32 protein-coding genes are annotated in these 26,859 nt (G+C 30.4%); 11 read left to right on the top strand and 21 right to left on the bottom strand.

Features of this window, described 5'->3' with window-relative positions:
• Window positions 1-12: 12 nt before the first annotated feature.
• Together LQ682_RS10405 and LQ682_RS10400 are read right to left on the bottom strand one after the other, a co-directional pair.
• The gene (locus tag LQ682_RS10405) at window positions 13-564 is read right to left on the bottom strand and encodes a thioredoxin family protein (protein WP_016999103.1); all 552 of its coding nucleotides are present in this window, start codon (window positions 562-564) and stop codon (window positions 13-15) included.
• A 79-nt stretch (window positions 565-643) separates the two neighbouring features.
• Window positions 644-1,681, bottom strand: coding sequence for a S66 family peptidase (locus tag LQ682_RS10400; protein ID WP_239724223.1), 1,038 nt, complete (start codon window positions 1,679-1,681; stop codon window positions 644-646).
• Between the two features lie 151 nt (window positions 1,682-1,832).
• On the opposite strand from LQ682_RS10400, the gene LQ682_RS10395 reads away from it, so the two are divergent.
• Both LQ682_RS10395 and LQ682_RS10390 read left to right on the top strand, forming a co-directional pair.
• Window positions 1,833-2,378 (top strand): HAAS signaling domain-containing protein, encoded by a 546-nt coding sequence (locus tag LQ682_RS10395; RefSeq protein WP_103269062.1) that lies wholly within the window; start codon window positions 1,833-1,835, stop codon window positions 2,376-2,378.
• Window positions 2,378-3,217 carry a DUF4097 family beta strand repeat-containing protein gene (locus tag LQ682_RS10390; RefSeq protein ID WP_239724222.1) on the top strand — a complete coding sequence of 280 codons (840 nt, stop codon included), beginning with the start codon at window positions 2,378-2,380 and terminating at the stop codon, window positions 3,215-3,217. The genes LQ682_RS10395 and LQ682_RS10390 overlap by 1 nt, the downstream gene beginning before the upstream one ends.
• A gap of 72 nt (window positions 3,218-3,289) precedes the next feature.
• On the opposite strand, the gene LQ682_RS10385 is transcribed toward LQ682_RS10390, so the two are convergent.
• On the bottom strand, window positions 3,290-4,327 hold the full coding sequence (locus tag LQ682_RS10385) for a C45 family autoproteolytic acyltransferase/hydrolase (RefSeq protein WP_103269064.1): 1,038 nt from the start codon (window positions 4,325-4,327) through the stop codon (window positions 3,290-3,292).
• Between the two features lie 386 nt (window positions 4,328-4,713).
• On the bottom strand, window positions 4,714-5,685 hold the full coding sequence (locus LQ682_RS10380; protein ID WP_239724221.1) for a bile acid:sodium symporter family protein: 972 nt from the start codon (window positions 5,683-5,685) through the stop codon (window positions 4,714-4,716).
• A 247-nt stretch (window positions 5,686-5,932) separates the two neighbouring features.
• On the opposite strand from LQ682_RS10380, the gene LQ682_RS10375 reads away from it, so the two are divergent.
• Window positions 5,933-6,100 carry a hypothetical protein gene (locus LQ682_RS10375; protein WP_016999097.1) on the top strand — a complete coding sequence of 56 codons (168 nt, stop codon included), beginning with the start codon at window positions 5,933-5,935 and terminating at the stop codon, window positions 6,098-6,100.
• A 188-nt stretch (window positions 6,101-6,288) separates the two neighbouring features.
• Here the strand turns inward: LQ682_RS10375 and LQ682_RS10370 are convergent, their stop codons facing one another.
• Window positions 6,289-7,254 carry an LPXTG cell wall anchor domain-containing protein gene (locus tag LQ682_RS10370; protein WP_103269066.1) on the bottom strand — a complete coding sequence of 322 codons (966 nt, stop codon included), beginning with the start codon at window positions 7,252-7,254 and terminating at the stop codon, window positions 6,289-6,291.
• Window positions 7,255-7,498: 244 nt separating this feature from the next.
• Here LQ682_RS10370 and LQ682_RS10365 point away from each other — a divergent pair, with 244 nt between their 5' ends.
• Window positions 7,499-7,717 carry a hypothetical protein gene (locus tag LQ682_RS10365; protein WP_016999095.1) on the top strand — a complete coding sequence of 73 codons (219 nt, stop codon included), beginning with the start codon at window positions 7,499-7,501 and terminating at the stop codon, window positions 7,715-7,717.
• Between the two features lie 61 nt (window positions 7,718-7,778).
• Here the strand turns inward: LQ682_RS10365 and agrA are convergent, their stop codons facing one another.
• Genes agrA through LQ682_RS10345 form a run of 4 tightly spaced genes read right to left on the bottom strand, consistent with a single transcriptional unit; the run spans window position 7,779 to window position 10,545 of the window.
• The gene (gene agrA, locus LQ682_RS10360; protein ID WP_016999094.1) at window positions 7,779-8,495 is read right to left on the bottom strand and encodes a quorum-sensing response regulator AgrA; all 717 of its coding nucleotides are present in this window, start codon (window positions 8,493-8,495) and stop codon (window positions 7,779-7,781) included.
• Entirely contained in the window at window positions 8,492-9,808 is a 1,317-nt protein-coding gene (gene agrC / locus LQ682_RS10355) for a quorum-sensing sensor histidine kinase AgrC (RefSeq protein ID WP_147641141.1), read from the bottom strand. Before agrC ends, agrA begins: the two co-directional genes overlap by 4 nt.
• Before the next feature lie 24 nt (window positions 9,809-9,832).
• Complete coding sequence (gene agrD / locus LQ682_RS10350; RefSeq protein ID WP_016999092.1) at window positions 9,833-9,973, bottom strand: cyclic lactone autoinducer peptide AgrD; 141 nt, start codon at window positions 9,971-9,973, stop codon at window positions 9,833-9,835.
• The gene (locus tag LQ682_RS10345; RefSeq protein WP_016999091.1) at window positions 9,970-10,545 is read right to left on the bottom strand and encodes an accessory gene regulator AgrB; all 576 of its coding nucleotides are present in this window, start codon (window positions 10,543-10,545) and stop codon (window positions 9,970-9,972) included. The genes agrD and LQ682_RS10345 overlap by 4 nt, the downstream gene beginning before the upstream one ends.
• 450 nt (window positions 10,546-10,995) lie before the next feature.
• Between LQ682_RS10345 and pglS the strand changes: the two genes are divergently transcribed.
• From pglS to LQ682_RS10325, 4 genes are all read left to right on the top strand, one after another.
• Complete coding sequence (gene pglS, locus LQ682_RS10340; RefSeq protein ID WP_103269069.1) at window positions 10,996-12,030, top strand: 6-phosphogluconolactonase; 1,035 nt, start codon at window positions 10,996-10,998, stop codon at window positions 12,028-12,030.
• A gap of 15 nt (window positions 12,031-12,045) precedes the next feature.
• Window positions 12,046-12,822: a carbon-nitrogen family hydrolase gene (locus LQ682_RS10335; RefSeq protein WP_239724220.1), complete on the top strand. Its 777-nt coding sequence runs from the start codon at window positions 12,046-12,048 to the stop codon at window positions 12,820-12,822.
• A 184-nt stretch (window positions 12,823-13,006) separates the two neighbouring features.
• Window positions 13,007-13,729, top strand: coding sequence for an ABC transporter ATP-binding protein (locus LQ682_RS10330; RefSeq protein WP_218688148.1), 723 nt, complete (start codon window positions 13,007-13,009; stop codon window positions 13,727-13,729).
• Window positions 13,729-14,487 carry an ABC transporter permease gene (locus LQ682_RS10325; protein WP_016999087.1) on the top strand — a complete coding sequence of 253 codons (759 nt, stop codon included), beginning with the start codon at window positions 13,729-13,731 and terminating at the stop codon, window positions 14,485-14,487. Before LQ682_RS10330 ends, LQ682_RS10325 begins: the two co-directional genes overlap by 1 nt.
• A 220-nt stretch (window positions 14,488-14,707) precedes the next feature.
• Here the strand turns inward: LQ682_RS10325 and LQ682_RS10320 are convergent, their stop codons facing one another.
• Window positions 14,708-16,084 (bottom strand): aldehyde dehydrogenase, encoded by a 1,377-nt coding sequence (locus LQ682_RS10320; protein ID WP_135021527.1) that lies wholly within the window; start codon window positions 16,082-16,084, stop codon window positions 14,708-14,710.
• A gap of 121 nt (window positions 16,085-16,205) precedes the next feature.
• Here LQ682_RS10320 and LQ682_RS10315 point away from each other — a divergent pair, with 121 nt between their 5' ends.
• The gene (locus LQ682_RS10315) at window positions 16,206-17,180 is read left to right on the top strand and encodes a Gfo/Idh/MocA family protein (RefSeq protein WP_064205136.1); all 975 of its coding nucleotides are present in this window, start codon (window positions 16,206-16,208) and stop codon (window positions 17,178-17,180) included.
• Window positions 17,173-17,475, top strand: coding sequence for a hypothetical protein (locus tag LQ682_RS10310; RefSeq protein WP_239724219.1), 303 nt, complete (start codon window positions 17,173-17,175; stop codon window positions 17,473-17,475). Before LQ682_RS10315 ends, LQ682_RS10310 begins: the two co-directional genes overlap by 8 nt.
• Before the next feature lie 88 nt (window positions 17,476-17,563).
• Here the strand turns inward: LQ682_RS10310 and LQ682_RS10305 are convergent, their stop codons facing one another.
• Genes LQ682_RS10305 through LQ682_RS10295 form a run of 3 tightly spaced genes read right to left on the bottom strand, consistent with a single transcriptional unit; the run spans window position 17,564 to window position 19,399 of the window.
• Window positions 17,564-17,839, bottom strand: coding sequence for a GNAT family N-acetyltransferase (locus tag LQ682_RS10305; protein ID WP_016999083.1), 276 nt, complete (start codon window positions 17,837-17,839; stop codon window positions 17,564-17,566).
• 23 nt (window positions 17,840-17,862) lie between these two features.
• A complete protein-coding gene (locus LQ682_RS10300) occupies window positions 17,863-18,789 on the bottom strand; it encodes a manganese-dependent inorganic pyrophosphatase (RefSeq protein ID WP_103269073.1) in 927 nt (308 codons plus the stop codon).
• Window positions 18,790-18,847: 58 nt separating this feature from the next.
• Window positions 18,848-19,399, bottom strand: a complete 552-nt coding sequence (locus LQ682_RS10295; protein ID WP_026023612.1) for a cysteine hydrolase family protein — start codon at window positions 19,397-19,399, stop codon at window positions 18,848-18,850.
• Window positions 19,400-19,485: 86 nt separating this feature from the next.
• On the opposite strand from LQ682_RS10295, the gene LQ682_RS10290 reads away from it, so the two are divergent.
• Window positions 19,486-20,613, top strand: a complete 1,128-nt coding sequence (locus LQ682_RS10290) for a glycosyl hydrolase family 28-related protein (RefSeq protein WP_147640994.1) — start codon at window positions 19,486-19,488, stop codon at window positions 20,611-20,613.
• 75 nt (window positions 20,614-20,688) lie between these two features.
• Here LQ682_RS10290 and LQ682_RS10285 read toward each other — a convergent pair whose 3' ends face one another.
• From LQ682_RS10285 to LQ682_RS10250, 8 genes are all read right to left on the bottom strand, one after another.
• Entirely contained in the window at window positions 20,689-21,498 is an 810-nt protein-coding gene (locus LQ682_RS10285) for a prephenate dehydratase (RefSeq protein ID WP_147640995.1), read from the bottom strand.
• 14 nt (window positions 21,499-21,512) lie between these two features.
• On the bottom strand, window positions 21,513-22,571 hold the full coding sequence (locus LQ682_RS10280; RefSeq protein WP_016999078.1) for a nitric oxide synthase oxygenase: 1,059 nt from the start codon (window positions 22,569-22,571) through the stop codon (window positions 21,513-21,515).
• Window positions 22,572-22,636: 65 nt separating this feature from the next.
• Window positions 22,637-23,269, bottom strand: a complete 633-nt coding sequence (hisIE, locus tag LQ682_RS10275; RefSeq protein ID WP_103269076.1) for a bifunctional phosphoribosyl-AMP cyclohydrolase/phosphoribosyl-ATP diphosphatase HisIE — start codon at window positions 23,267-23,269, stop codon at window positions 22,637-22,639.
• Window positions 23,266-24,024, bottom strand: a complete 759-nt coding sequence (hisF, locus tag LQ682_RS10270; protein WP_103269077.1) for an imidazole glycerol phosphate synthase subunit HisF — start codon at window positions 24,022-24,024, stop codon at window positions 23,266-23,268. The genes hisIE and hisF overlap by 4 nt, the downstream gene beginning before the upstream one ends.
• Window positions 24,021-24,725, bottom strand: a complete 705-nt coding sequence (gene hisA / locus LQ682_RS10265) for a 1-(5-phosphoribosyl)-5-((5-phosphoribosylamino)methylideneamino)imidazole-4-carboxamide isomerase (RefSeq protein WP_016999075.1) — start codon at window positions 24,723-24,725, stop codon at window positions 24,021-24,023. Before hisA ends, hisF begins: the two co-directional genes overlap by 4 nt.
• Window positions 24,718-25,299 (bottom strand): imidazole glycerol phosphate synthase subunit HisH, encoded by a 582-nt coding sequence (hisH, locus tag LQ682_RS10260; protein WP_103269078.1) that lies wholly within the window; start codon window positions 25,297-25,299, stop codon window positions 24,718-24,720. Before hisH ends, hisA begins: the two co-directional genes overlap by 8 nt.
• Window positions 25,296-25,874, bottom strand: coding sequence for an imidazoleglycerol-phosphate dehydratase HisB (gene hisB / locus LQ682_RS10255; RefSeq protein ID WP_016999073.1), 579 nt, complete (start codon window positions 25,872-25,874; stop codon window positions 25,296-25,298). Before hisB ends, hisH begins: the two co-directional genes overlap by 4 nt.
• Window positions 25,846-26,856, bottom strand: coding sequence for a pyridoxal phosphate-dependent aminotransferase (locus tag LQ682_RS10250; RefSeq protein ID WP_064205128.1), 1,011 nt, complete (start codon window positions 26,854-26,856; stop codon window positions 25,846-25,848). Before LQ682_RS10250 ends, hisB begins: the two co-directional genes overlap by 29 nt.
• Window positions 26,857-26,859: the final 3 nt, after the last annotated feature.

Here is a 26,859-nt window from a genome sequence, read left to right as displayed (position 1 = left end):
TTCCAGTCCGATTTATCTTAAGATGCTTACGATTGATTCGTATACATCATCCCAGAATTGTGTATTCTTTTTATATTCATCATGGATTTTATGATGTACTTCTTTTTCTTTTTCAGGGAAAGAAGAATCTTCTTTAGATGGTAAGTCTTTTCTTGTTTCCTCAACGAATTTTTGAACTGTAATGGCTCTAGGACCCCATACATGTTCTTGTTCATGTTTTTCATTTAAAAATACAAAAATTGGTATAGATCTTGCAGTACCATTTGTTAAGTATTGATCAATTAAATTTGTATCTTCATCTCTATGAAATACTTTAACTTCCATATTAGTGTAATCTGCAATGTTCAATAGTACTGGGATATTCATCATAGCATCCCCACACCAATCTTCAGTGATGACGAGAACTTTATAATTTTTATCTTTTATTTTATCTAAACGTTCATCATTTTTAGGTAATTGAAAAGATTTATAAATTTCAATGAGTTCTTCTTTATTGGTAGTCATATCGTTTAAATATTCTTTAATAGGTTGTGATTGTTCATAATATGTAACTAGTTTTGTCATTTTAATTATCCCCCTTTTTATATACTAAATATTATAACAATTCTGAAATAAATCGCAAAGCAGAATAACTGAAGATTAATTACTCTACAGCATTTTCAAGAATTGAGAAAGTACCCTTATCTACATTTAGTTCAGCCAATGCCCCGTATGGGATAATGCATTTCGGTTCATTATGACCAAAACTTGCATTGTAGAATACTGGCATATCTTCTTGATTCCATTCTTTTAACATTTTAGTCCAAACTTCTTTATATTCTTCATAATAAACATCATCTTGAGGACGACCAATAATTACGCCATTTATTCTTTCGAAAATTCCCATTGAACCAAATGCACGCACGTAATCTTCCATTAACCAAGGTGGAGCGTGGACTTCTGCTGTCTCAATGAACAAAATAGCATCATCAAAAGCATCTTTATTTGGAAATACATCTGTTGCTTTTAAAGAATGGAATAATTCCATACAACCTCCAATTAAACGTCCAGTTGCTTTTCCTTTTCCATTTAAAATTTCATACCCGTTATTATCGAAAGAGTCTCTATTGATATCTTTGTTGCTTTCATCCCATTTTAAACCGTATTTTCTAATTTGAGATGATGTAGGTACATCACCAACTGGCTCGTTTTGGAACCAAGTTTGTTTAATTGAATGAACAGTATAATCATCCATTGCAACATTTTCAGCGAAGTCAGTGAGTAGCAATGGACCATAAAAACTGGAAACGCCAGCTTGATAAAACATAAAATGTAACGCAGTTGTATCAGAATACCCACTAAATATTTTAGGATTATTTTTTATTAACTCTAAATCTATATAAGGCCATAAACGAACAGAGTCATCTCCACCTAGAGAACAGATAATTGCTTTAACTTCAGGATCTCTGAGTGCTTGATGTAAATCTTCTGCTCTTTTTTCAGGGTTGTTGTATGTAAAGTCTGAACCTTTAAGCGCATTTGGCATTATCTTTACTTTTAGTCCGAATACATCTTTTAATCTTTCAATACCAACATTAGTTCTCCACATCATATCTTCTTCTCCAGCTAAACCAGAAGACAAAGAAACAATCGCTACTGTGTCACCTTTAGAAAGCTTATTTGGCTTGATAAGTTTACTCATATCAAAACCCCCTTATTTATTTGTTGTGCATAGTATATCACACTAATATAACTTGAAATCAAATTTTTCAGATGATAATATGATGTTGTTTGTAGGAAGAGTGTTAAAATTAAATTGAAAACTTGAGATAATAATAAAGGGGAAACAGAATATGGATAAAATCACGTTCCTCAATTATTTAGAGGATGAATTGTCTCGTTTACCAAAGGCGGAAAGAGACAAAATTATGTATGAATATGAGACTAAGTTTTTTGAGGCTCAAAATGAAGAAGAACTTATCCATGAACTTGGCAACCCTAAAGCAATTGCAAAAAAAGTATATGCCAATACTGCTATAACTGATGCAGAAATGGCTCCGAATTTTAAAAATGTTTTTCATGCTATTATGGCAACTCTAGGACTAAGTTTCTTCAACATTTTATTTATCATTACACCATTTCTTTTTATAACATTTATTCTATTAATAGTAGTCTTAATAGGAGCAGTTATGATGTTAGGGCCTATTGTTAGTGTTGTGAACATCTTTATTAATGGATTCCATTGGATAGATGTAACGAACATTATGTTTGCTATTTCATTCTTAGGACTCGGATTGATGCTCTTAATTACTGGATTAAAACTTATTGAAGTAAGTTACAAAGGCATATTAAAATATTTAAGATGGTGTATAAAAATCATTAAGAGGAGTGCAGAGTAATGAAAAAACTATTTTTTGTAGGTTTAAGTATTTTTGTAGTTTTTGGATTACTTGGTACTTTTCTATGGTTTTCAGTAAACAAACAGTATGAAAAACAAGAAACATACAAAAAAGTATTTAAAAACAATGAAACGAATCAAATTATAATTAATGCTCAAAATACAGATGTAGATGTAAAAAAGGGGCGTTATTTAGAAATTAATTACGATGGAAAACATAAAGTTAACGCAAATATAGAAAACAATTTATTACATTTTTCTGAGCAAGATAAAAAGATTACATTTAACGCTAACTTTATTCCTTTTAGAAAAGTTAATAATCATCTTACGATAACGCTTCCTGAAAAAAATTATAATGCATTTAACATCACTACTAATACAGGTAATATCAATATAGAAAATGTTAAGAGTAAAAATAGTAATATTATTACTGGGACAGGGAATATAACGTTTAATCAAGTAGATTTTCAACATGTTAAAGCTATGGCTGATGTTGGGAGTATTGGTATTAAAAACTCCAAATTATATGAATTTAATGGAGAATTGGATACAGGTAATATCACAGTAGATAACTCAGTGTTAAAAAATAATGAAATGATAACTTCAATAGGTAATATCAAAATAAGAGATTTGAAAAATGAATGTGATATTAAAGCATCTACTGAAGACGGAAATATACTTATAGATTATAAACATAAACCACAAGATACATTACTTCAATTACATGCTGATTCAGGTAGCACAAAAATAGAAAACAGTGCTTTTAACGGGGAAAAGGTTGGTAATGGTAAAAATGTTATTGAAAGTTATACTGATAACGGTGATATAAAAATTAAATAATAGGCTATATAAAATATAACCTCTAATCCGTTAAATTTAATTTATGGATTAGAGGTTATTTAATTGATGCATTTATTCACTTGCAAATATTATATCTGAATCTATTTCTCCTGTAACATATAGTGATTCTAAAGGTTTGCCTTGTAACCATTCATTAAATTTAAAAGTGTGTATATAACCATTTTCACCTAATGCAAATTTAACTTCTAGTTGTTCAGGAATATAAGCAGATGTGTGTATCGTACCTGACCAACTTCTAAAAAGTTTGCTATAAATTTCATAATCAGGGTTATTAAAGTATTCAAAAGCAGTTTCTAAAGGTAAATTTTCGTTAGTTATATTTTCAATTCTATTATATCGCTCTACTGATTCTTTTATATAATTTCTATTTTCATGTGTTAATACTTCAAAATGATTCGTACAAAGAATGTTCTCTTTAGTTACTACTGATCTTGGTGTAGCTTCTACAATAATGCTGTTGTTAGATGCATCCATCAAAATGTAACTAAATGAACTTCTATGTGGTATTTCTTTCAACAACGAAACAGCTTCATCAATATTTTTACAACATTCTAAAATAAGACGACCAATCATATAACATACAAATCCATCACCTGGCTTTTTACGATGCATAAAATTATAACCCATCGATAAACCATGTTCATTCATTCCATCCATTCTCCCAGTTACTCGAGATGTTGGACCAATTTGAGCGTAACCACCATCAGTAGGTTGGAATAAGCTGAAACGTCCGTCATAAGTAGCAGGATTGTAATCATAGTTTCGAACCATAAAGTTTTTACCTAAAAATACCGAACAACCACTATCTTTAGCATAAACTCTATAATGACCGTAATTAAGAAGGACTTGCTCTAAAGGCATTTTTAGAGTATCTTGTATGCCCATCAGTTCCTCCCATATTTGCGGGGCGAATTGCTGATATATTTTTTTCGTTTCATTTATATTTATATCAAATCTAGGCCTTCTAACTCGCCATTCTTTTTCTCTGTTTTCGAGCATTTTAGTAGATTGTAACCACTTGGCTTGCGCAACTCCATAATCGTAGTGGTTTCCTCTAAATTCAAATGTTTGCATACTTACTTGTTGCAAAATCATCACTCCTATTCTTATTCATTTTGCTAGAAAATATTTCATTTGTCACGCAAATAAGCTATAAACCTTAATATTGGTCATAATTAATTAAAGAGATTGTAATAATGTCTTAACCTATGTAATTTTTTACCATGTTATATTTAATTTATCACATATCATTAAGTTATTTAGGAGGTATGTATGATGTGGAATCAAATATATATCTATACAAAAAAGAAATGGAAAGAATGGTACAGAGGTTAACAATTTAATTTAACTTAAATACAACAAGATAAGTATTTTAAACATAAAAAGAAAAATTGAAAATATCTATTATCAGAAAAACACACATTCGTTTAACTAATAAAACGAATGTGTGTTTTTGAGTTAATAATATTAAATTATTACAAGTTATCTGTAACAGGTGCAGATTCAACCCGTTTTTGATCACGCTTTGTTTGGTTTGACCAAAATATTGCAATACTAGGACCTGTTAATAAGTGTATGAAACTAAATATTGCGCCTGGTACTGCTGATAGTGGATTAAAGTGAGCTGTAGCTAATGAAACAGCTAAGCCAGAATTTTGCATACCAACTTCAATAGAAATTGCTCGTTTATCAGGTCGTCCTAAACCTAATGCTTTGGCTAAAAGATAGCCAATAGTGAGGCCACAAACATTATGTAATAAAACGACACCAAACAATAATAAACCAGTTGCGATAATTTGTGTCTTATTACCTGCAACCACACTTGATAAGATCAATGAAATTGCAATAACTGAAATAATAGGTAAAATATCGACAGATTTTTCTGCTACTGGTCTAAAGAATTTCTGTACAATTACACCTAAAATAATAGGGATTAACACTACTTGAACTACTGAAATGAACATTTCCATAAATGATACTTGCAACCATTCTCTAGCAAATAAGAAAATGAGAGAAGGTGTTACAATTGGTGCAAGTAATGTTGATAATGTAGTAATTGAAACTGATAAAGCGGTATTTGCTTTAGCTAAATAACTAATTACATTAGATGCTGTGCCACCAGGACAACAACCTACTAATATCACACCTAAAGCTATATCTGGACTAAGATTTAAACCTTTAGCAATTAAATAAGCAGTGACAGGCATTACAGTATACTGTAATATAACGCCGATAATTACACTCTTAGGTGATTTAAATACTTCTTTAAAATCATTCGTTGAAATGGTCATACCCATGCCAAACATCACTATACCCAATAAATAAGGGATATAAGGTGCTATTTGAGCGATGGTACCTGGAAAACTAAAACCTAAAATAGCAGCTATTAACATCCAAAAGACAAAAGTTTTATTAATAAACTGACTAAATTTCTTTAAATTACCCATAATGAACACCTTCCAAATTATATAATAATCTGAATATTACCAATAATCAGAAGTTATTTCAATGGTATATTAGAAGAAATATTTAAAAATAAAAATCAAATGAAAATCGATACAATAAATGTTACATTTTATACAAGAATTAAATCGTATTCTATGAATTAGATGTATGATGAGAGTATATCTTTTATGTATAATGCTTATTATGTTATGATGTAAATGGTAGAAAATGATGATAGAGGTGACTTCAATGAACTGTATTAAAGGAATTTTCAAATTCTTTTTCATCTTAATTGCAATTACAACAGTAGCTGTTGGTGCAGGTGTAGCTGTCTTAGCATTTGTATTTAAAAAGGATTTTGAAGATCTAGAACAAAAAACTAAAGAGATAGTTTCAGAAATTGAATCTAATAATTAAAAATGAGGAGAGCAATCACTTAGTATAAGTGATTGCTCTTTTTTATTTAACTACCAAATTTTATTTTAATGTGTTAAAGAATATTAATTAAAATTACACTTTTAAAAATAATAGGGGTAAAGGTATATGAATAAAGTGATTTAAAATTATAATTGAATATTTAGGAGGGGGTGTAATTTTAATATGATCTAATTTTGTTTTTGAGTTCTTTTACGCTTTAATATAAAGAATATAGTAGTAGCTATAGCTATAAAAAGTGTGCTAAAAATATATTTAATTATATGATTGTTTTGTCCTGTATCAGGAAGTGTTTTCTTTTCGGACAAGGCTTTTTTATTTGTATCTTTTTGTTCTGTCTCAGTGGTTTTAGAATTATTTGAAGTTAAATTGTCTTTAACTATAGAAATTTGATAATTATGATTTGTGTTCTGAGTGTTTGATTGCGAATTGTTTAATGAATCAGTTTGGTTAGGGAAATGATTAGTATCATTTGGATTGTTATTAGTAACTATGGCTTGAGGGCTAGTATTATTTGTAATATGGAGTGAAGCTTGCTTGTTATTACTACTGTATGTGTAATATTTATCTTCACCAATTTTGATTGTGGACTTAGTGTCTACACCTTGAATTTGTACATTAAATAGAGTGTCTCTTGGGATGTTTGCAGGTATTTCAATTACTACTTGACCATTTTGATTAGTTTTACCTGTAAATTCTTGATTGTTACTTATCAATTTAACTTCTATATTATTTAATTGTTGGTAAGTATTTGATATAACATTAATGCTAATGTTTTGGCTATTTATATTAGAAGGAGTAGAAATAGTATTATGAGATGATGTTAATCTATAGAGTTTATTAGGTTCAACCGTAAATGTTTGTTGATTAGAAGTAGTAAGTACGTAGCTTTTCTTTAAAGATGCATTTGGGATTTGTATAATAGCGAGTCCATCAGATTTAGTTGTTAAAGACTTCGTTTCATTATCTAATTGAAGTTGAAATGTTTCATTAGGAATGGGTTGATTAGTGGAAGTGAGAAATTGAAAAACAATGGGTGTTTCACTTGTTTCTGCATAGGTTATATTGGATGAATTTAATGTTATACAAATTAAGAAAGTAGTTGTAAAACTTATGAAGAGAAGAAATATCTTCATACACAACCTCCTTTATAATTAATATCACCGGTGATATTTTTATTATGCCATAAACAATCTGGATATGCTAGTATTATTTTATAAAATTTACATAGAATTTTTAACTTATATAAAATCTAGAAATATTGAGTTATAATAAATTATAATATTCGCTAAAAGTAATATGCTTCAGTTTTGCATCAAAGAGCATATAGGAGTAAAATAAACAAAAAGATTTAGATAAATAAAGGGGAGATGTTCTTGTATGATATGTAAAAGCTGTAATCAAGAAATGGTTGACGAACTTCGTATTAACGTACCAGGTACTCTAGTTGATGTAAGGTTAGTTAAAGAAGAAGAAACTGATGACGTCTTGAAAAAAGCGATTGCTGTACCTAAAGCTGCTGTTTGTTTATCGTGCGGTGAAGTAAAATACTACATAGAAGACATCGAATCATTTAAAGAATCATTAAAAAATGAATAGTAATAATTAAAGGGGTAAACCATAAATATAATGGCTTACCCCTTTATGTATAAAATGAAAGTTAAATCTTTTTTATATTTCTTACAGACGCATAACAATGTTCACCATTATTAAAGTAAACAGTGCGATCTTTTGTATCAATTCTATCAACATTTCGACGGTTTATAACAAAGCTGTTATGACATCTAAAAAATCTGTCGTCTAGATTTGTTAGTTCTTTTAGACTGCCGTAAAATTCGATTTGTCTATTATCAAGATGAGCTATTAATCGATGAGATTTAGTTGATGATTCAAAAAACATGACATCATCATATTGGACATATACTGAATTACTACCACGCGTTAATTCTAATTTTTCAACATTAGTATTTTTAGATAACATGCCTAAACGGATATAAGCAGTGTCTAAACAATCAATAACTCGTGTCTTGAGCTGATCAGGGTCATCTTTAAATATAAAATCCATAGCAGCAACTTTATAAACAAACGTTAAATAAGTTAATTCACTATGACTTGTAACAAAGATTATATTACCAATAGGGTCATGTTTTCTAATCTCGCTCGCTAAAGTAATTCCATTTATATCAGCATCTAGTTGGATATCTAAGAAATAACAACCGATATCATTAGAAGTCTTTACATGTTCTAGTAACTCATAAGGATCATTAGTCGCAAGCTCAATAGACATTTCTTTTTCTTCAATCATAATATAATTATTAATGATTGTTTGCATTCGTTCTAATTGTTTTGGGTCATCTTCGCAAATGATAATTTTCATCGTATCACTTCCTCATTATGATCATTTAAAATCTCGAGCTTTTGAATAAAGAATTGATCATTAATATACGTATCTAAAAAAACATTCTCAGTCTTTTCAGTTACTTCTTTTAATGTTGTTAAACCAATACCTCGTTTACGACCTTTTGTAGAAAATTGGTCTTCAAATAACTTATGTACTTTTGGTGTATCTTTAGAACATTTATTCATAAATACAAGTAGCACAGATTCTTCATTTTTAATAAAAGCAATTTGAATAGTAGGTGCATCAACAAACTCAGATGCTTCAATAGCATTATCCATTATGATACCTATACATCTACTCAACTCAACAATATTCATATTGATATGATCAATTTGTTCAGTAACTTCAACACTAATATTAATATTTTGCTCTTGGGATTGAATAATTTTAGTTGTTAGCAAACCTTTAATCTCTCTTACATGCAAGTTCTGTAAACCATTTATTTTAATCGTATTTAACTTCATATCATCATGTAAATGCGCAATATTTTCATCAAAATATTTGCTTAAACCATCCATATCTTCTTGTCTAATATACTCAGACAAAGTAGCAAGAATATTGATATAATCATGACGAAACTTTCTCATTTCATTATTAATCTGTTCAATTTGTAAGGTATATTTATAATAATGATTAATCTCCTTTTTAGTACGCTGTAAAGCCATTTCTCTGATGACAGTGAAAGAGATTAAAATGACGAAAATTGCCGCCACACATACATAAATAACATAAAATAAAGTTTGGAACTCAAACTCTTTTTCAGTATCATAGTTCTCAGGCATATAAATATAGAACACAAAAAATGATAGAGCAAGGAACGCAGCTAACAACAGTAAATAAATACGGTTATTATATAAATAACTTAATTTAAGTTTGTCCATTAACATCCTAATTAAAGCTGCAATAGAGATAGTTATAAATGAATGGATAATAGTATAACAAATGAAATAATAAGTCATACTATCAACAATATCTATAATATATCTAGTAGTTAAAATTGATAAATAGTCAGAAACTACTGAAATAATAATAACGATTAAAGTATTTATAATGCCGAATAATTTAAATTTATTATAAAAAAATACAAAATTAAAAAGGCATACGTATATTATAGCCCCCATGCCAAACAGATAATAAAAAGAAAGTGAAGGGATTATGAACCCTATAAATAAGATTACATAATCCCTTTTGTTATATCGATAATTCTGTGTGATAGCTAATAAAATTGTAAATAGTACGACCTGTAATAAACCAAAAGGTAAAGATTCTATATTAGAAAGCGAGTCCATATATTACACTTCCTTATTGACAACTTATTGTTTTTCTTTTAATAATTCAGCTGGTACTTCAGTTTCATCTAAAAATGCTGTACACCCTCTGATTACTGCCTTCTCACCGATTGCTGATAAAACGTTAGAAATTGTTTTTGAAAATAATCCTGCTAATAAATTCATGATATTGTTTCCTCCTTTTTATAAAATATAGGTAATAGTGATACCGATTCGAAGATCAATCCCAAACAGATTAATTGTTGATAGGGTTCTTTAACGAATAAAGAAATGATTATCAAAATTGTAGCTGCAATGATTGACCTAAGTTTTAAACCCTTTTTCCACTTACCTAATAGTGGATGTTTTTTAGTTTCCATAGGTGCATATTTCATAATGATTATGTACCCTATGAGCGCTAATGTCAAAAATATCCAATACGGTACGTTTATATTGATGACAATTAGCGGTGTAATCACAAACATTATTAGGCTTTGAATGGTACATAAAAAAGTAGATTTTGCATGCGCACCAAATGCAAAATATCTTATAGCAAAATAACTAAGGTGAACAATAAGTGTATAGAAGAATATATGGCTTAGAAGGGCAGCACCATATATAACAACAGTCTTCATAATATTCCCTACAAATACTTCTAGTCCATACTTTACCTTTAAATAGCTTACATGGTCTAAATTATTTGAATTTTGAAGACTTGTAGCAATTTTATCAATTTGGGTTTGTACTGGTTGATACATAGCGCCCCTCCTCACACTTAATTATAAATCATAATGGTTTACATTTTACTTCTTTTGCCTAACTGTATTATTTCAATGCCCAACTGTTTGAGTTTTTATTTATATTTATATATTAACATATTTTTATTGCAGTTAAGCACGAAATATTACGACTTAGGGAAAACTTTAATTATATTAAATATAATATTATAAAATGATAATGACTAAGTAATAAGGTGAATAAAGGGGGTTCCTTTATGGCAGGTGACATAGTGAACGCTATCAGTAGTATTTTTAAGTGGTTTGTGGCGTTTTTTAGTGATTTATTTGGTTAATTTTCATTTGTTAAAATGTTATGATTATATAAGTTATTAGAGCGTATGCCTTTTGGTATACGTTTTTTATTATAGTTATTCAGTAATTTCATGTAGAATGAAGACAAAGAGATAATTTAGGGAGGAATTATATTTTATGAAAACACAAGGTTATATTGGTAGTTATACAAAAAAGGATGGAAAGGGTATTTATAGATTTGATGTTGATGAAAATGATCAAACTATAGAAAAAGTAGAAGTAGGCTATGAAGTAGAAGCTTCTACGTATATTATGCAACATGGTAAATATTTATACGCAGTTAAAAAACAAGGCGATGATTGTGGTGTCGCAAGTTTTCTAATTAATGAAGATAAAAGTTTAACATTTATAAATGATTGCTTAGCTTCAACAGAAGGTACAGGTTGTCATATTTCAATATCTGAAGATGGTAAATTTTTATTTGAAGCAGTATACGGTGCAGGCATAGTAAGATTATATGAACTTAATCCTGAAAATGGGGAAGTCCTTAGATTAATCGATTCATATCATGGTGATGGTAATGGACCTAATAAAGAAAGACAAGATGGTAGCCATATTCATTATGCAATGCAAACACCAGATTTAGACTATATTGTTACAGTTGATTTAGGGGCAGATGTAATAAGAACGTTTAAATACTCTTTAGACGGATTAGAACTATATGAAACGACGAAATTCCAAGCTGGAAGTGGACCGAGACATTTAGCATTCCATCCTAGTGACAAATATGCTTATTTAGTTACAGAATTAAGCAATACTATAATTGTATTATCATATGAAAATGGTGTGTTTAGCCCGGTTACTGAACCACAAATGACTATTCCTGATGATTTTGAATTAAATTCACAAATAGCTGCAGTTAGATTAAGTCATGATGGTAGATTCGTATATGCGTCAAATCGTGGTCATAATAGTATTGCTGTATTTAAAATACTAGGTGATGGTGCGAATCTTGAATTAGTTGAAATTGTTTCAAGTGGAGGTACTTGGCCAAGAGACTTTAATATTACTCCAAGTGATTCATTCTTAGTTGTAGCACATGAACATTCTTATAATTTAGTGTTATTCAGTAGAAATAAAGAAACTGGTAAATTAACAGAAATAGAAAATGAACAAAAAGCCGCTGAAGGTGTATGTGTTCAATTTATCTGATTGAAGGTGAATAGAATGAAAATAGCTTTATATCAAATGCATGTAATACCAGGTAAACCTGATGAAAATATAGAAAAAGTTAGTCAATGGTTAGATAGTTTAGCTACAGATATAGATATAGCTGTGTTACCTGAAATGTGGAACACATCATATCGATTAAATGAATTAGAGAACATTGCTGATGTTGATGGGGAAGTGATAATACCTTTTTTAAAAAACAAAGCAAAAGAGGTTAAGAAACATATTATTGCAGGTTCTATTGCTTATAAAAAAGGTGAAGACATTTATAATAGAGCGCTTATTGTAAATAAAGAAGGGAAACTCATTAATAATTACGATAAAGCACATCTCGTTCCAATGTTAAACGAGCATCATTTTTTAACTTCTGGAGAAAAAAAGCCAACTGTATTTCATATAGATGAAATTGAGATGGGTTCTATTATCTGTTATGACTTAAGATTTCCTGAATTATCACGTTCATTAACATTAGAAGATGCTAAAGTCATTTTTGTACCTGCTGAATGGCCAAAATCACGTATTGATCATTGGAAAGCATTATTACAAGCAAGAGCAATTGAAAACCAGATTTACGTAGTAGCATGTAATACTGTAGGTAAATGTGATGATAACGAATTTGGAGGGCATAGTTTAGCATATAGCCCAGACGGTGCACTTATCGACTGTTTGTATGAAGGTGAAGGCACATTAGTTGTTAATTTAGATTTAAATGCCCAAAGCCAAATTAGAGAATCTATTCCTATTTTTAATAGTTTACGAACAGATTTATATTAAAATTAACTAAATAATTTTGAGTACGATATAAGAAATCTCTTCATTAGTGATAAAAAATCTAATGAAGAGTTTTTTAATTTTTAAGTGTAATATTGTTAAAAGTAAAAATTTTTATTGATATATTTAAATAAAAGTTTAAAATCAAAATTGTCATATATGCAGCTTTATATAAGGGGGTATTAGATTGTCTGAACAAGTAGATGTAGAATTTAAAAATATAGGCTATGAAATAGAAGGTAGTAAAATTTTAAATAAAGTGAACGGTAAAATATATCAAGGTAAGATTACTACAATTATAGGGCCATCAGGCGCTGGAAAGTCTACTTTATTATCATTTATTAATGCTTTAAACTCTCCAACAGAGGGAGATATTTTTATTGATGGGCATTTAATTAATGAATATGAAGCTATTAAACTAAGAAGAAAAGTGCAACTTGTCTCACAAGAAGCAACAATGATTAATGGTACCGTTAAAGATAATTTAGAACTTCCTTTAACATTACAAAATAGAACTATGACAGATAAAGAAGCTGAAGGATTTTTAAAAGATGTTGACTTACCAATATCATTTTTAAATAAAAATAGTAAAGAATTATCTGGTGGCGAAAAACAAAAATTATCATTAGCTCGCTCTTTAGTTACCAAGCCAAGTGTTATGTTGCTAGATGAAGTAACTTCAGCTCTAGACAGAAGCTCAGTCGAAGCTATTGAATCATTATTAACACTCATTAATAAAAAGCATGATGTTACGATGATTTGGATTACACATGATGTTAACCAAGCAATTCGTATGAGTGACTATATTTGGGTCATGATGAACGGAGAAGTCGTTGAAACTGGTACAAGTGAAGAAATCAGACATACTACAAATAAGAAAGTAAAAAAATTCATAGGAGCTAAAATATAATGAGTATAACTTCTTTGATATTAATGGTAATTTTTATAATTATTCCTATAGTTATTTCTAAATCACTGAAATTAGGTTTAGAAAAAGACACGGTTATCGCTGGTATAAGGTCTTTTATTCAATTATTAATTGTAGGATATATATTACAATTTATTTTTGATAAAGATAATCCAATATTTATGATATTGATGGTCGTATTAATTATAGGTGCAGCAACTCAAAATGCTAGAAAGAAAGGCTTATCTATTCCAGGTATCACTTGGAAATTGTTGTTAGCGTATGTATCGATTGAGTTAATAACACAAGGCATTCTTATTGGTTTGAAAATTATACCACCAACTCCGCAATATGTAATTCCTATAACTGGTATGGTTATTGGTAATGCGATGGTGTTAAGTATTTTATTCTTAAATCGATTTATTTCAGAGATTCAACAAAATGAAAATTTAGTAAAGCTGATACTATCTTTAGGAGGCACACCAAAACAAGCTATTCATAAGCAATTGATGACTTCTATACAAACAAGTGCTATTCCTACAATAGAACAACAGAAGACTATAGGACTCGTACAATTACCTGGAATGATGAGCGGTCAAATTATTGCAGGTGCTGACCCAATTGATGCAGTATTCTTTCAAATCTTAATTGTATTTATATTAATAACATCAGCAGTTACAACGAGTGTAATATTAGGATTTCTATCATATCCAACATTATTTAATAGTAAAAAACAATTAATAGAAAGCCGTTTTGAGTAAATAAGGTAACAAATGATGTAAGACAAGATCTACGTGCAACATAACAGTCTCCTTATTGCCAAGATTACTGAGAAAAGTCCACATATAATATAGGAGTCAAGTACATTACTATCAATACAAAGAAAGAGGCTGGGACATTATTTATGTCTCAGCCTCTTTCTTTGCCTGGGTAGGACTACGAAATCTTTTTATTAAAATAAGATTTTTGTCCCACTCTTATTTACTTTTTAAACATTGCTCTGACGTATTTCCCTTTACCCTTATAAGGGGGGAAGAGCACGCCTGTTTCTAATTTCGTCGTTTTGAACATAATTCCTTTTTGGTTACTGAATAATTCAAATGATGCTTTTCCATGATAACGACCGATACCAGAGTGTCCTACACCACCGAAAGGCAAGTTATGATTGCCAACATGCATTAACGTATCATTGATGCAACCACCACCAAATGATATACGATTAACAACTTCATCTGTATGATTCTCATCTTCACTAAATAAATATAAAGAGAGTGGTTTAGGTTTATTCTTTATGAATTGTATCGCATCTCCGAATGCATCGTACGACATAATAGGTAGAATTGGTCCAAATATTTCATCTTCCATTAAAACGTCATCAAACTTCACATTATCAACAATTGTAGGTTCTATATAACGATCTGTTACGTTAGTTTCTCCACCATAAACAATTTCACCATTTGTATTATTAATGAGCGAATTCAGTCTATTTGCATGTTTCTCATTAACAATTCTGCCAAAATCTTCACTGTTTTTAGCATTTTTAGTATAAAACTCTTGAATAGTTGATTGAATTGCTTTAATAAATTGTTGTTTGATTGATGCGTCAATAATAACATAATCAGGTGCTACACAAGTTTGACCTGCGTTGATAAATTTACCAAAAGCGATTCGTTCTGCTGCAACTTTAATATTAGCTGTTTTATCTACAATAGCTGGACTTTTGCCACCTAATTCTAGCGCAACTGGTATAAGTTGCTTACTCGCTTGTTCATATACAATTTGCCCAACTTTTGTAGAACCTGTAAAGAATATAAAATCAAACGGTTGTTGTAATAATTCTTCTGTTACATTTTGTTCACCAGTTATACAAGATATGTATGAAGCGGGGAATACATCTTCAATTATTTGTTGAATAATCTGACTCACATTAGGCGTAAGTTCAGAAGGTTTAACGACAGCACAGTTTCCTGCTGAAATTGCGCCAATTAATGGTTCCATTACTAATTGGAATGGATAGTTAAAAGGACCGATAATTAAAACCGTTCCATAAGGTTCGTTTACAGTATAACTTTTTGCAGGAAATAAGAATACTGGCGTATTTACGTTTTTCTTGCCAGCCAAGTTCTTGACATCCTTAAGCATCAACGAGATACTTTTGTAAATGTAACCAATTTCTGTTGCATATGATTCAACTGAATTTTTACCTAAATCTTGCTTTAATGCTGCTAATAATTCTGTTTCATGCGATTTAATAGATTTTTTTAATAATCTAAGTTGTTTTTTTCTGAATTTAATATCCTTTGTTATATCGCTATCAAAAAATGATTGAATTGTCTCGAATTGGTTTGCTATAGTCAAAGTTAATATCTCCTTTATAACTTCTATTGTATATATTTTAACAATAGTTATAATTAAAAGCGAAGTCTTTATTTCTAAAAAGTAAAAATTAACAAAAATTTATTAAGAAAAGGTGAACATCATGAAATTTGGTTTTATAGGTACAAATTGGATAACTGATAAATTAATAGAGTGTGGTAGACAAACAGCTACTTTCGAACCTTATGCTGTATATTCTAGAACAGAAGAAAGAGCTAATTATTTTAAAGACAAACATGATTTAAAAGAAATTTTTACAGATTTAAATCAATTTTGTGAATCATCCAATTTTGACGCTGTATATATTGCTTCACCTAATGCATTTCACTTTGAACAAGCAAAGTTGGCAATTGAAAATAACAAGCATGTTTTAATAGAAAAACCAGCTACTATCAATGTGGAACAATTTGAAGCATTATCTAAACTCGCACATGAATATAATGTAACTGTTATGGAAGCGATGAAATCAACTGTATTAAAACCATTTTTACAGTTTGCTAAAGCAAATGCAGATATCGGAGAAATACGTTATGCAGATTTTCACTATCATCAATACTCTTCTCGATATGATAAATATAAAGAAGGTATAGTTGAAAATGCTTTTAAACCAGAGTTAGGAAACGGCGCATTAATGGATTTAGGTGTATATGCAGTTGCACCGGCTATCCATTTATTCGGATTCCCTAAAGAAATAAAAGCAACTGGGTTCAAATTAAATACAGGGGCTGATGGCCAAGGTAATGCGATTTTAAATTATGATTCATTCCAAGTCACAATAAGTTATTCTAAAATATGTGATCGACCAAGCCCTTCTGAAATCATTGGAGAAGATGGTTATGTAACTATCAATAAGATAAGTGCTCCTACTGTTATAAATGTATTTAATAAAGATGGTTCAATAAAAGATACTTATAGCGATAGTGATGATTATACAATGAAAGAAGAAATAGAAGAGTTTATAAAATGTATTGAAAATAATAAAACAGAGTCTTCTATTAATACACACCAAAGAACGATAGACACTTTGAAAGTATTAGATGAAATTAGAAATCAAGTAGGGGTTCAATTTAATGACTAAAAAAGTCATAATAACCGTTAGTATTATTATCATTATATTAACTGTTATTGCTACAACTGTGCCGTTTAAACAAGAACCATCATCTACTACAAGAGTTGTTGTGGATCACTTTAATCATAAATATGCTTTTCCAAACTGTTATGATTATGAAACAGCATCAAATTATATTGATGAAGTTACATTCAAAGATGCAATAGACCTTGGTTACCCACCAATGAATAAATGTACAGAACAAGAAGCTAAACCAAAACATAAAACACTTTTGAAAAGATTAATAGAAAGTACTGATATATAAGTGGTGAGACATTAGTTTCTAGATTGAAAAAGCCTCCTAATCCGTTAGATTTTTAATTAATGGATTAGGAGGCTTTTTACTTAAATTATTATTTCTTTAATACGTCGTGTGTGCTTTGGTCTTTGTCCATAACGTCTTTCACATATGGACATACAGGGTCTATAACTTTGCCTTCGTTTCGGGCCTTGTCAATAACAGTGTCTACTAACTTTCTAGCTGTTCCTTGTCCACGTAGTGACGGGTCTACAAACGTGTGATCAACTACGAGAACATTACCATCTGAATCATGATACGTGATTTCAGCATCAAATTGATCTTCTGATTCTCCAACATAGAACTTGTTCGTACCTTGTTTAATTTCCATTGCAAACACACTCCTTATAAAAGTTATTTACCTAAAACATCATCAATTGGTGGTACTACTTGCTTCTTACGTGATACCACGCCAGCTAATAATGCTTGGTTGTTTTCTAATTTAGTACTGAATGCTTTTTCAACAGCTTGTTGTTCTTTACCTAGAGCAATAACTGTTGAATCACTATTTAGTATATCAGTGATGATGAATACAAATAAATCATACTGCTCATTAGCAATGATTTTATTGATTTCATTTTCAACATCTTCTTTGATTTCTAATACTTCATTAACATCAACTGTGTTAACTTGAGCAACTCTAACAACTTTATCATCCATATTGAAAGATTTAGCATCCATATTTAATAGGAATTCTGGTGATTTACCTTTAACAGATGCACCAGCTTTAAGCATCTCTAGACCATATTCATTTAAATCAACATTGGCAATTTTCGCTAATGCTTCACTTGCTTTAATATCTTCTTCAGTACATGTAGGAGATTTAAATAATAAAGTGTCTGAAATAATTGCTGAAATCATTAAACCAGCAATTTCTGGTTTGATTTCGATGTTATGTTCTTCATACATTTTTTTAAGGATTGTCGTTGTACACCCAACAGGCTCTGCTCTGTAGTATAAAGGTGCAGCTGTTTCAAAATTGCTAATTCTGTGATGATCAACCACCATAGTAACTGTAGCGTCTGCAATATCATCAGCACTTTGTTGGAATTCATTGTGATCAACTAGGATAACTTCTCTATCTTTTACAGAAGTTTCTAATAGTGATGGTGCTTCTACTTTGAAGTAATCTAAAGCGAATTGTGTTTCGTCAGATACTTCTCCTAATCTTAATGCTTCTACATCATTACCTAATTCTTTTTGTAAGTCTTGCATTACTAAAGCTGAAGCAATAGTATCTGTGTCAGGATTTTTATGTCCAAAAATTAATGTATTTACCAATGTGAATTCTCCTTTTACTATCATTATTCTAATATTTATTTTAACACGAACGAAACGTCTATTCTACAACAGCGCCTAGACTATTTTCAAAATGTGTAAGCGCCCAATCATGCCCAGCTTGATTGAAAGATGCCACGCAATTTTTTGGAATATAAATTTGATAATTAAGGTTGTAAGCATCGACAGCAGTATGTAAAACACAAATATCAGTACATACGCCAACAATTTCTATTGTATCAATATTGCGCTCTCTTAAAAGGCTATCTAAATTAGTTCCATAAAATGCGCTATATCTAGTTTTATCAATCCAAAATACATTTTTTTGATTTTTAATTTGTTCATATTGAGGTTTTAATGATTGATATAAATCACGACCTTCAGTACCTACGATATTGTGTGGCGGAAATAATTTAGTTTCAGGATGATAAGGGTCGTCTTTATGATGATAATCCATTAAATAGAATATATTTTCGTCATTTTTATTATATGAGTCAATTTTACTAAATATATTGTCTTCGATTACTTGTCCCGGCTCACCACAAGTTAAGTTACCATTTTCTGCTACGAAATCATTTGAATAATCCACTACTATTAATGCTTTCTTCAAAATAATATCCCCCTAATTGTTTATATTTAATAATCGGTGTAATATGTTTATAAGAAAAGTATACGCTAAATCAAGGTGGTTTTGAAGTTATGACTAGAACAATTAATGTTGCGAATTATGGTGCCAAAGGTAAATCTGGTGTTCTAGATACTTTAGGGATTCAACTCGCTTTATTTGAAGCGAGAAAAGGACCAGTAACTGTTTATATACCTAAAGGTGAGTACCACATTTTATATGAACTTGTGATTTATCGTAATACAAATCTTATATTACACGATGATGCTACATTAATAAGAAAATCTCCTAGCGCTATGTTGAAAAATGGACACAGTTTTAAGAAATATTATGGTTATGAAGGACATGGCAATATTAATATAATTGGTGGCACTTTTGATGCATATGGTCATACTAATAATACTAATAACACGATTATGTCGATTGGTCATGCTAAGAATATTCAGATTCATGATGTCACGTTTAAAAATGTTGTAGGGGGACACGCTATTGATGCCTGTGGTTTGGATGGATTTTATGTGACGAATAGTCATTTTCTAGGTTTTAGAGATGATAGTGGCACAAGATCTTTCAGTGAAGCTATCCAAATTGATATACAAACAGAAGGAGCATTCCCTAAATTTGGTGCAACAGATGGTACGGTTACAAAGAATGTAATAATAGAAAATTGTTATTTTGGAAATTCCGGAGATATGAATATGTCTGCATGGAATAGAGCTATTGGGTCACATGCAAGTATGTATGATTGCTTTTATGAAAACATACATATACAAAATAATAGATTTGATGGGTTGGGAGATTATGCAGTAACAATGCTTAAATCAAAAGAAACTACGATTACAAATAACTACTTTGTTAATTGTGAGGGTGGCATTCGTTATTTAGCAGTGCCAACAGGTAAGTATTCTATGGATATCAATAAAGTAGATAAAGGTGCACAGTCTGGTTCCACATTGTTAATAGGTAACAATAAGTTTGAAAATATTAAATCAAAACAAAGTATTCTTATAAAAAGTTATGAAAAAGCAATCAATAAAGATATTTATATTTATGATAATAAATTCATTGATAAAATATCTGATAAAATTCAATTTATTAACGCCTCAGATATCTATTTGTATAATAATTTTAATTTATCGCAAATTAAACAAAAAAATGTAGAGCGACTTAATGAAATTATAAAAGGAACTGAAAATAAATAATATTAAGATATAAAAAATGCTCACAATCCCAAGGTTGTGAGCATTTTTTATATTATTTAATTCTATATGTAAAATCTATATATCTTTATTAAAATTACCTAACACGTTAACTTTGAAATCTAATGTTTTTAATATTGTAATTACTTTCTTCATTTCTACGTCATCAGCGCTACAATCAGCTTGCACGAAGAAGTGATACATGCCTAATTTTGTTTTTAAAGGACGTGATTCAATCCATGATAAGTTAATGTTAAATAAAGCGAATGTATTTAAAATGCTTGCTAATAAGCCTGGTTTGTCTTCATCAGGTGTTATAAGTAAGATGCTATCTGTCGCTTTTTCAACTCGTTTTTGTTCAGAGGAAAGCACTAAAAATCTAGTTGTGTTATGTGGATAGTCTTCAATATGTGTTGCTAATGCGATAACATCATTGCGATCTTTTTCTAATCCCATTGGTGCAATTGCTCCAGTGTGCTCATCTATTTCATCTAAACTTTGCACAGTACTGTTTGAGTAACGATATTTAAATTGATGTTTTGTTATAAATTTTGATGTTTGATTAATAGCAGGGGCAATTGATACAACTTCTTTAATATCTTCTATATTTGTACCTTCTTTAACGTATAGTGAAAAAGCTATGTCTAAATGTAGTTCATCGATAACATGAACTTTTTGTTCTGTTAGTGTATCAGCAATAATATTAATTGTACCTTCTATTGAATTTTCAATAGGGGCAATAGCTATACTATCTTTATCTGATTCAATTGCTTTTACAACTTCATATAAGTTAGATTGTGGTATGTAATCAGTAATATTTTCATTTTTATAATTTAATGCTGCCATATGTGAGAATGTCCCAGTAGGACCTAGATAGTATAATTTCATAAAATTCTTCCTTTCTAATGAAATGGACATTTATTGCCTTTCTTTTTATATAAAAAATTTGGACTTCTTGTTTCATTATCATATCCTTTATGATAATTATGTACAAGAGATGGTGACAATGGTGGGGCAAGCCAGCTCCATTTCCCAGTAACTTTACGATTTTTATTTTCTTCATTTTCTTCAAATTTCTTGAACTGTTTTGATGCTGTGTAATGGTCAACTATGGATACACCAGCTTCTTTAAATGAATGGTAAACAGCATAATTAAATTCAACTAATGCTCTATCTCTCCAATAACTAGTGGTCTTAGTAGTATCAAGGTTTAATGCATTAGCAATATCTTTTAGTTTGTCGTAACGATATTCATCAGTAAAATTACGTACGCCAATTTCCGTCTCCATATACCAACCGTTAAAAGGAGCGGTGTGATAATAAAGGCCACCGATTTCTAAATCCATATTTGAAATGATTGGAACAGCGTACCATTTTAAGCCGAGTTGCTCTAAAAGGGGATACTCATCATGTTTAATAAGTATTTCTTTTATGAGATTGTCTTTATAAATATGATAATTTAATGGTTGTTGTTTATAACGATATATTAAAGGTAATAAATCAAAATCAGTGTGATCACTTTTCCAATTTAAATGTTCAGCTAATTGAGTAATATTTTTTGATTTTGGATCACCCTTATTTTCGTAACCTGCATATCTAATGAGTTGTTCATTTTTAATTTCAAAGTCATTTGAATAAATACTAATTAATGGTCTGATTTTTCCGTTGTTGGTAGCTATTTCAATATGATTTTCTATAGAGTGGACAAAATCTATTTCATTATCAATAAAGCGCATGTCTCTAACATTTAATTTATCCCAAAACAGTCTTCCAATACATCTATTAGAGTTTCTCCACGCAACTTTAGCACCGTATATTAACTCATCTGTTGTATGTTTATAAGTGTTTGTTTCATTTATTTCATTGATTATTTGTTGGATTCTTTTCTTTGTTTCTTCGTTATCGATATTTAATTCTTGATGCATAGATTTAATAAAAGCAGTCGCTTTTTCCTGTAACATATTAACACCTCTATGTTCTAGTATAAGCGACTGCATATTTTTAACAATATTTGATTTATGACAATTTACCAATTTTTTATATCGTTTCGTTCACCTTTAAAATTTCCTGATTTTTTATGACGTTCAGATAGTACTTCTTTTACTTCTTCTATTGATACGCCTCTATCATGAAGTATGACAAATAGGTGATACAATACATCGGCCACCTCATTTTTAAGTTCTTCATTATCTTGTTTCATTGAAGCAATGACAACTTCAAATGATTCTTCGCCAAACTTTTTAGTGATTTTTTCAATACCTTCATTTAATAAATATTGTGTATAAGATTGAGAACGGTTTGATTGAACACTTTCTTGAATAGTTTCTTCTAAAGATTCTATAGAAAAAGGCTCATCGGTATTAAAGCAACTTTGCGAACCTGTGTGGCACGTCGGACCATCTGGGTTAACTTGAATTAAAAGTGTATCATCATCACAGTCTAAATTTATGTCTATCACATGTTGAATATGATTTGATGATTCACCTTTTTTCCAAAGGCGTTCTTTACTTCTTGAATAAAACCAACAAACTTTATCTTGAACTGTTAAATTAAAAGCTTCCTCATTCATATAGCCAAGCATCAACACTTGTCCTGTTTTATAATGTTGCAATATAGCTGGTAGTAATCCTTTAGAAAAATCTGGGGAAAGGTTATTCATCTCACGTCAACTCCTTCTTTTGCTAAATGAGATTTAACAGCTTGAACTGTCGTTTCTTTATCATGAAAAATACTTGCTGCTAAACCAGCTGATACATCAGTTTGTTTGAATAAATCTACAAAGTGTTGACTGTTTCCGCCACCACCTGAAGCGATGATAGGTATAGAAACATGTTTCTTAATCTCGCTAAGCAAAGTATGGTCAAAACCTTGTTTAACACCATCATAATCCATACTTGTGACTAATAGTTCACCTGCACCTAAAGATTCAACTTCTTCAACCCAATCTAACACACGTTTATTAGTTCTTTTCTTTCCACCATGTGTATAACAATACCAATCTTGTTTATCATCTTCCCATTTAGCATCAATAGCTATACAAATGCATTGCTTTCCAAATTTTTCACTTGCTTCTTTAATAAAAGATGGATTGTTAAGAGCGCTAGAATTTAGTGAAATTTTATCAGCGCCATGGTTAAGTAGCGATGATATATCATCTATAGTACTTATACCGCCACCGATTGTTAAAGGAATGAATAACTTAGATGCAGTTTCAGAAATAATATCTAACATCATTTGATGTCCATTTTCAGTTTTAGAAATATCTAAAAAGACAAGTTCATCTGCAGCTTCGTTATTATAGTATTCAGCTAACTCAACAGGGTTGCCGATATCTCTTAAACCTTTAAATTGAACGCCTTTAACGACACGCCCATCTTTTACGTCTAAGCATGGGATTATTCTTTTCTTTATCATGAAATGCCCTCCCAAAATGAATCTGTATTTGCTGCTTTTCCGACAATCGCTGCGTGAACATTTAATCTTTCTAGTTGTTCAATGTCTTGTTTGCTACGAATACCACCAGAAGCAATAATTGGTATATTAGTCGAGGTTACGAGACGCCCAGTGAGTTCAAAGTTAGGGCCTGATAATTTACCGTCTTTGGAAATGTCTGTATAAATAATGCCACCTAGTGGTAAGCCATCAATTTGCGTAATAAATTCAAATAAATTGATACCGGCATCGTCAATCCATCCATTTAATTTAATTTCTTCAACATAAGCATCAACAGATAAGTAAATTTTGCCAGGATATCTATGCGCAATTTCAGATAGCCAATTTATATCGCTTATACCTTTAGTACCTACAATAATGTATTCAATCCCTTTATCGAAATAGGCGTCTATCGTTTCAAGTGTTCGAATGCCACCGCCAACTTCTATAGGTAAATCTGTTAAATGTACGAGTTGTTCTATGTAGTCTGATTCAGTAGGTTGTTGATTTTTTGCACCAATTAAATCTATTACGTGAATTCTAGACACGCTTTTGAATTGTGAGTAAAATTTAATTGCTTCTTCAGCTGTTCTATTCATAGATTCTTTAGAGTCATATTTTCCTTCTGTAAGTCTTACATTTGTTGAATCAATTAAGTCAATTGCTGGCCAAATTTCAATCATGTAAAAAACCTTCCTTCAAAGCTTTGTCTAGTATTTTTAGTCCAAAATCACCGCTTTTTTCTGGGTGAAATTGTATACCGATAATATTTTCTTTTTGAACAATCGCTGTTATAGATTGACCATAATCGGCTGTCGCTACAATAGGTAAATCAGTTGTTACATGGTAAGAATGAATAAAGTAAACATCTTTATTTAGTAATGGATGAGTACTCTGTAAAGTGTTCCAACCTAAATGTGGAACAGGGTAGGGACTGCTAATAGGAACAACTTTGCCTTCTAGTAATCCTAGTCCTTTAGTTGAACCTTCTTCACTAAATTCAAATAACACTTGCATACCTAAGCAAATACCTATAATACGATGACTATCTTTAATGTCGTGAATTACACGATCAAGTCCACTTTTTTGAAGTTGCAACATCGCGTCTTTAAAATGCCCAACGCCTGGTAATATAACGTGAGTACTTGATTTAATCATTTTTTCATCTGATGTTAGTACAGCATCGTAACCTAAATTTAGCAATGCGCGTTCTATATTTTTAATATTACCTAAACCATAATCGATTATCGCAATCATTCGATCACACCTTTAGAAGAAGGGATACCTTCATAATCATTTGCACTTAAAGAAATCTTAAGACTTCTAGCAAAAGCTTTAAAGATACCTTCTATTTCGTGGTGTGTATTTCCTCCTCTTAATAAATCAATGTGGGTCGTAAGACGAGCATTAATGACAAGTCCTCTAAAAAATTCTTCAACAAGTTCAGTATCAAATGTACCAACTTTTTCTCTTGAGAATTCAGCATTGAAAGATAAATAAGGACGACCACTAATATCAGTTACAGCACGCGCTAATGTTTCATCCATCGGGATATAGAATGAACCATATCTTGCAAATGACTGCTTATCTTTAATAGCTTCAAGTAATAATTGTCCGATAACTATACCGATGTCTTCAACAGTATGGTGGTCATCTACGTAAGTATCTCCATCTACTTCTATGTTTAATGAGATACCACTGTGGAAGCTAAACAAAGTTAACATATGGTCTAAAAAACCTACACCGGTATTAATATTTGTTTCGGTATTTTCAAAAGATAATTCGATATCAATATTAGTTTCTTTAGTTGTTCTTTTCTTGCGATAAGTCATATGATTTCCTCCAGTCAATTACAATTTGTTCTAATTCATTCAATTGGTGTTCAGTAGCGATAGAATAACGTACAGTATGTGACATTCTATTGTCATCATAAAATCTAGGGAAGAATCCGTTACTGTAAATGTATTCTCCTAAATCATTTGCTAAGTCACCATACGTTAATACAAAGTTTGTCTTAGAAGGTATAACATGGATGATATCACTCACATGTTCTTCAAATATATCGCGCAATTGTATGCTTAAATTTCTCTGTCTGTTTATTAACGATTGAACCCGATCTGTATCATCAAATAAAGACTTAGCGATCTGTAAAGTAAGTGTATTTAAAGGATATGGATGAGCAATACTATTTAATTTTTGGATAGTCTTTTCAGTAGAAATGACAATTCCTACTCTTAAGCCTGCTAAAGCAAAAGCTTTACTCAAAGTTCTCATTTGAATGACATGGTCCTCTAAGTCAATTACATATGCATCACCAAAATCCAAATATGCTTCGTCAATTACAAAATATCCTCCGATTTCTTTCATAAGTTGAGAAATCTCGTTTAAAAATTGTTCAGGATACTGTATGCCTGAAGGATTGTGAGGGACACTCATTATGAAAAATGCTGGTTTAATGCGTCTAATTTCATTTAAGATTTTATATAAAGAAAACGTGAAATCAGGTTCTGCATCAACATAATAAATAGGTCGTTTAATTTGTTGAGCGTACGCAGTATACATAAAGAAATCTGGATTTAAAGTTAGAACAGGGCCTTCAGGTAGAGCAATCATACATTTTTGAATCCACTCATCGGAACCATTAGCTGCAGAAATCTGATTAGGAGATAATCCATAAAAGTTAGCATAAGATTCAAGAAATGCATCATACTCTTCATCTGGATAGAAATTAAATTCTGATGAAGCAATAATTTCTTTTAATTTTTCTGACTCCATAGCAGGTATGGGGCTTTCATTTTTATTAATCCTTATCATATA

It is taken from the genome of Mammaliicoccus sp. A-M4 (assembly GCF_022386955.1).
Classification (GTDB): Bacteria; Bacillota; Bacilli; order Staphylococcales; family Staphylococcaceae; genus Mammaliicoccus; species Mammaliicoccus lentus.
Note: the sequence above shows the minus strand (reverse complement) of the source record. Positions and strands in the feature narration are given on the sequence as shown.

Bases quoted from the DNA above. Each gene is read 5' to 3' on its own strand.
- hisA (WP_016999075.1), bottom strand. From the start codon at position 24,725: ATGATTGAAATTTGGCCAGCAATTGACTTAATTGATTCAACAAATGTA.
- LQ682_RS10365 (WP_016999095.1), top strand. From the start codon at position 7,499: ATGATATGTAAAAGCTGTAATCAAGAAATGGTTGACGAACTTCGTATT.
- LQ682_RS10345 (WP_016999091.1), bottom strand. From the start codon at position 10,545: ATGTATCAACCAGTACAAACCCAAATTGATAAAATTGCTACAAGTCTT.
- LQ682_RS10325 (WP_016999087.1), top strand. From the start codon at position 13,729: ATGAGTATAACTTCTTTGATATTAATGGTAATTTTTATAATTATTCCT.
- LQ682_RS10370 (WP_103269066.1), bottom strand. From the start codon at position 7,254: ATGAAGATATTTCTTCTCTTCATAAGTTTTACAACTACTTTCTTAATT.
- LQ682_RS10305 (WP_016999083.1), bottom strand. From the start codon at position 17,839: ATGGAAATTAAACAAGGTACGAACAAGTTCTATGTTGGAGAATCAGAA.
- LQ682_RS10310 (WP_239724219.1), top strand. From the start codon at position 17,173: ATGACTAAAAAAGTCATAATAACCGTTAGTATTATTATCATTATATTA.
- LQ682_RS10390 (WP_239724222.1), top strand. From the start codon at position 2,378: ATGAAAAAACTATTTTTTGTAGGTTTAAGTATTTTTGTAGTTTTTGGA.
- LQ682_RS10375 (WP_016999097.1), top strand. From the start codon at position 5,933: ATGAACTGTATTAAAGGAATTTTCAAATTCTTTTTCATCTTAATTGCA.
- LQ682_RS10405 (WP_016999103.1), bottom strand. From the start codon at position 564: ATGACAAAACTAGTTACATATTATGAACAATCACAACCTATTAAAGAA.
- LQ682_RS10335 (WP_239724220.1), top strand. From the start codon at position 12,046: ATGAAAATAGCTTTATATCAAATGCATGTAATACCAGGTAAACCTGAT.
- LQ682_RS10290 (WP_147640994.1), top strand. From the start codon at position 19,486: ATGACTAGAACAATTAATGTTGCGAATTATGGTGCCAAAGGTAAATCT.
- hisF (WP_103269077.1), bottom strand. From the start codon at position 24,024: ATGATAAAGAAAAGAATAATCCCATGCTTAGACGTAAAAGATGGGCGT.
- hisIE (WP_103269076.1), bottom strand. From the start codon at position 23,269: ATGAATAACCTTTCCCCAGATTTTTCTAAAGGATTACTACCAGCTATA.
- hisH (WP_103269078.1), bottom strand. From the start codon at position 25,299: ATGATTGCGATAATCGATTATGGTTTAGGTAATATTAAAAATATAGAA.
- agrA (WP_016999094.1), bottom strand. From the start codon at position 8,495: ATGAAAATTATCATTTGCGAAGATGACCCAAAACAATTAGAACGAATG.
- agrD (WP_016999092.1), bottom strand. From the start codon at position 9,973: ATGAATTTATTAGCAGGATTATTTTCAAAAACAATTTCTAACGTTTTA.
- LQ682_RS10285 (WP_147640995.1), bottom strand. From the start codon at position 21,498: ATGAAATTATACTATCTAGGTCCTACTGGGACATTCTCACATATGGCA.
- LQ682_RS10250 (WP_064205128.1), bottom strand. From the start codon at position 26,856: ATGATAAGGATTAATAAAAATGAAAGCCCCATACCTGCTATGGAGTCA.
- LQ682_RS10395 (WP_103269062.1), top strand. From the start codon at position 1,833: ATGGATAAAATCACGTTCCTCAATTATTTAGAGGATGAATTGTCTCGT.
- hisB (WP_016999073.1), bottom strand. From the start codon at position 25,874: ATGACTTATCGCAAGAAAAGAACAACTAAAGAAACTAATATTGATATC.
- pglS (WP_103269069.1), top strand. From the start codon at position 10,996: ATGAAAACACAAGGTTATATTGGTAGTTATACAAAAAAGGATGGAAAG.
- LQ682_RS10280 (WP_016999078.1), bottom strand. From the start codon at position 22,571: ATGTTACAGGAAAAAGCGACTGCTTTTATTAAATCTATGCATCAAGAA.
- LQ682_RS10380 (WP_239724221.1), bottom strand. From the start codon at position 5,685: ATGGGTAATTTAAAGAAATTTAGTCAGTTTATTAATAAAACTTTTGTC.
- LQ682_RS10315 (WP_064205136.1), top strand. From the start codon at position 16,206: ATGAAATTTGGTTTTATAGGTACAAATTGGATAACTGATAAATTAATA.
- LQ682_RS10400 (WP_239724223.1), bottom strand. From the start codon at position 1,681: ATGAGTAAACTTATCAAGCCAAATAAGCTTTCTAAAGGTGACACAGTA.
- agrC (WP_147641141.1), bottom strand. From the start codon at position 9,808: ATGGACTCGCTTTCTAATATAGAATCTTTACCTTTTGGTTTATTACAG.